The organism is Microbacterium sp. Y832 (assembly GCF_057669765.1).
The window spans coordinates 1-4105 of record NZ_JBYHFM010000013.1; the positions used below are offsets into that span (position 1 = coordinate 1).

Below are 4105 nucleotides of genomic sequence, written 5' to 3' on the forward strand. Positions count from 1 at the left end.
GCACAGAGACCTCTACGTCACTGCTCCCCAGATCCAGGTCATCGGCGACGGCGACTCCGGCCACACCGCCGAGCAGCACCACTCCCGCCGCTCCGGCCGTGATACGACCGATCCATTCACGTTTTCTCATTGCTTCAGCTCCATTTCAGGTATTGACGAAGAACACACAAAGGGGTGTGGTGGACCCGACCGCCCGGAAGGGCCCACCACGATCACTCACCCGCAGGACGCCGCGGCATACGGCGCCGCGACCTGGGCGGATCCGGCGCCGCCCGCGGTGTCGGTGGCCGTGACGGTCACCGTTCCGGCGGGCACCGCTGCCAGCCGCGTGGTGAACGAATGCGTCGCGCTCTTGCCCGCGCCGATGCCGGCGAAGGACTTGGCTCCGTACGAGCTGGTCATGGCGAGATCCAGCGCTGCCGGGTCGCCGCTGGTCGCGGTGACGCTGACGAGCGCCTTGCCTGCCACGCAGCGCACCGTCGCCGTGGCCGAGACGTGCGGCATATTGCCGACGGTGATCTGCACGGTCTTGGTCGCCGACAGGTTGAACGCCCGGGTGCCGTCGACCACCGTGAAGGTGACCTCGTACGACCCGGCCTGATCGGCGCCCGGCGTCCAGGTGAACTGCCGGCCCGCCGGGTCGAAGGAGGCACCCGCGGGCAGCCCCTGCGCCGAGTAGATCAGCGTGTCCCGAGGGGCGTCGGAGTCCGAGGCCTCGACGCCGAAGGTGAGCGTCTCACCCTCATCGACCGTCTGACTCTCACCGCCGGTCGCGAACACCGGGGCCGAGTTGAACGAGCTCGGCGTCCACAGGTAGTCCTTGGCCCAGATCGCGAACAACTGCGGCCAGGCGTTGAAGTCGTGGCCGCCCGCGATGCGGGTGTTCTTGTAGTTGACGTACCCGTTGAGGTTGTTCAGCGCGGTGGGCGTGGCGCACAGGTTGAGGTTGTCCCACACGCCGCATCCGATGTGGATGTATGCCTGGTCGACGTTCGCGGTCGTGCGGGTGATGCCCGCGTTGAAGCTCCATACGCCGTAGTACCCGAACCGCAGGGGGTTGTTGTTGATGATTCCCGAGGTGATCGAGGCACCCATCGACAGACCCGCCCACGCGCGATCGAGCCGGTCGGTCGAGACGTTGTAGTTGCTCTCGACGAACGGGATGATCACGTTGGTGATGTTCGGGTAGCCCTGGTTGCCGACGCCGAGGTAGTTGGAGTTGGTCGTCACGATGACGGCCGGCTCGGTATCGCCGTCCTGCAACAGGTTGTCCATGATGATCGGGACGCTGCCGATGTTCAGCCAGTCGGACTGGTCCTGGCCGCTGCCGTGCTGCAGGTAGATCGTCTTGTACGGCTCGGCGCGCTCGGGGTCATAGCCCGGGGGGAGGTAGACGCCGAGGGTGCGTGTCGCGCCGCCGATCGTGATCGGGACGTAGCTCCACGTGCCCTTCGCCGAGTCCGGTCGGGGGTTGGCGATGACGCGCTCCGCGAGGGGCGCGTAGTTCTGCTTGACCGGGTCGTAGGGGACGTACACCGCGTTGAAGGCTCGGCGGGCGTTGCCCGTCAGTCCGTCGGGGGCGAAGATCGGCGAGTTCGCCGGGTCGGCGACCCACAGGTTGGTGTTGTTGTTGACGTAGAACCAGTACTGGTTCGGGCCGGCCGCAAGCGGCACCTGCGTCACCCAGTAGCCGTCACCGGCATACGTCATCTGCACGTCGTAAGCGCCCGCGCCACGCATCAGACCGGGGCGGTACTGCGAGGGCTGGTAGACGGTCGTGTCGGCCGGGTTCTCCCAGTCGCGCAGCAGGATGTCGGCGACGAAGCGCACGCTGGTCGCATCCGGCTCGTAGAACACGAAACGACCGGTGTAACCGGTCGGCGAGGTGGGGTCTGCGAAGATCGTCGGCCCCGGCGTGAGGCTCTCGTCAGCCTGCGCCGGCGCGGCGGCCATGCCGAGTACCAGCGCCAACGCGGCACCGAGCGCCGCGAGGGATCGGGGCACGCGGGTGCGAAGACGCTCTCGCACCCCCGATCCGTCTCGGGCTGAAACCTGGGATTGCACAGCTCTCATAACCGTTCCTCCTTGAATGGCTATCGGATGCCGGGGTCGGATGGTTCGAGCCCCCCAGTCGCCGTCAGGGTACAAGTGCTTTACCACGTTGTAAAGGATCGATGTCCTCTCGACGCTCGTTTGGGACTCCGCACGGTGCGCGAAATCATCTACAACGATGGAGAAGGGTATATACAACGTCGTAAACCTTCAGTACCCTGACCTCGTCTGGGGCGCAGCGTGGTGTCCCGCAGCCATTCAAGGAGGAACGGTTATGCACGTTGTCACATCAAGAAGGCGGGCGGATTCGCCCGCTGAGGGCCAAAGCACAGCCCGTCGGCTGCTACGACCGCTCGCGGTCTTCGCGGCCGCCACGGCGATGGTGCTGGGGATGGCCTCAGCGCCAGCACATGCGGAGGAGGAAGAGGTCACTCCCGGACCGACGATCTTCGCAGACCCCACCTCACCGACCGGTTACACCGGTCGGTTCGTCATTCACCTGCCGGAGGCGACCAGTGTGCGCTTCGTCGCGGACATCATGCTCCGCAACTGGGCGGACCCCACGGACACGACCGTGTACTCGCCCTCGCAGTATCGACCGGGCCTCATGCGCGGCGGCGGCGGCTACGACGTCGAGATGACGTACGCCGGTGACGGCAACTGGGTGACGCAGGTGCCGCTCGCCGCCGGTGCGAACCAGTACTGGTTCTATGTCAACAACAACACGAACCTGTGGCTGGCAGACCCGGCGAACCCGCCGATCAACCCGCCGGACGGTCTGACCGGCACCGCCCGGCGATCCTTCAACAAGGTGTTCGTGCCGTACGACCCGGTAAAGCAGAACTACGCACCGCTGGCCGCCCGCGCGCTCGCCGAGAACGAGCGCACCGGCATCGCGAAGGGCACCTGGAGCTACGTGCCGTTCGAGGTCGCAGGAACCAGCCGGACGATGGGCGTGTACCTGCCCCCGGGCTACGACGCGAACCGCGCAGAGCCGTACAAGACCATCTACATGCAGCACGGCGGCGGTCAAGACCAGTCGGACTGGATGAACATGGGCAACGTCCCCGTGATCATGGACAACCTGATCGCAGACGGCGACACCGAGCCGGCGATCGTGGTCACCACGAACACCAACTACCTCGGAGCTGCGAACCAGGGTTATCCCAACCTGCGCAATGTCGTGCTGCCGTTCGTCGAGGCGAACTACAACGTGTCGACCGCCGCGCAGGACCGCGCCTTCGCGGGCTTGTCGGCCGGTGGCATCGTCACGTCGAACATCATCAATTACGACCCGACGCTGTTCGGCTACTACGGCCCGTGGAGTGGCGGGGTCAGCGTGCGCAACACGACGCCGAACCTCGGCGTCCCGTTCATCATGTACGGCGGGGGCGCCTGGGACTTCGGCCTGCCGAACCCCAACGCCGTCGCGGCACTGACGAACGCGCGCATCGAGAACGTGGTGGTCTCCGGAGCGCATGACTTCAATGCCTGGAACCAGCTGTTCACGATCTTCGCCCGCGACTACGTGTGGCAGCCGGACGCCTGGGACCTCAGCGTGTCGGCGACCGCTGCAGTGAGGTGCGTGGCGGGCAAGGCTCTGATCAGCGTCACGGCGACCAACGCCGACGCCGCCACGGTCGACCTGACGGTGTCGAGCACCTTCGGCACGAAGTCGTTCAGCGGGATCGCGGAGGACAAGCGCGCGACGCACTCGTTCACGACGCGTGCAGCGTCTGTGCCGGCAGGCACGGTGACCGTTGACGCGACGTCCGTCGTGCACGGCAAGCCCATGTCGACGCAGGTGACGGCGTCGTATGCGGCGACGTCCTGCAACTGAGTGATCGTGGTGGGCCCGTCCGTACGGTCGGGCCCACCACACCCCCCTGTTTGAAACAACGTGAAGTGGAGAATGCAATGAAAACGCGCGAAATGATCGGTCGGGTCACCGCCGCTGCCGGCGGTGCGGTGCTGCTGGTGGGTGTGGCAGGTGCCGCGATCGCCGACGAGGCACCCGACGAGCTCGGATCCAGCGACATCGACGTCAACGTCG

Annotated in this window: 2 protein-coding genes; one reads left to right on the forward strand and one right to left on the reverse strand. The window is 66.1% G+C overall.

Annotated elements, in window-relative coordinates; genetic code table 11:
• Positions 1-216: 216 nt before the first annotated feature.
• Positions 217-2028 (reverse strand): putative Ig domain-containing protein, encoded by a 1812-nt coding sequence (locus AC25YV_RS12740; protein ID WP_488124229.1) that lies wholly within the window; start codon positions 2026-2028, stop codon positions 217-219.
• Positions 2029-2443: 415 nt separating this feature from the next.
• Here AC25YV_RS12740 and AC25YV_RS12745 point away from each other — a divergent pair, with 415 nt between their 5' ends.
• The gene (locus AC25YV_RS12745; RefSeq protein WP_488124230.1) at positions 2444-3892 is read left to right on the forward strand and encodes an alpha/beta hydrolase; all 1449 of its coding nucleotides are present in this window, start codon (positions 2444-2446) and stop codon (positions 3890-3892) included.
• Positions 3893-4105 lie beyond the last annotated feature (213 nt).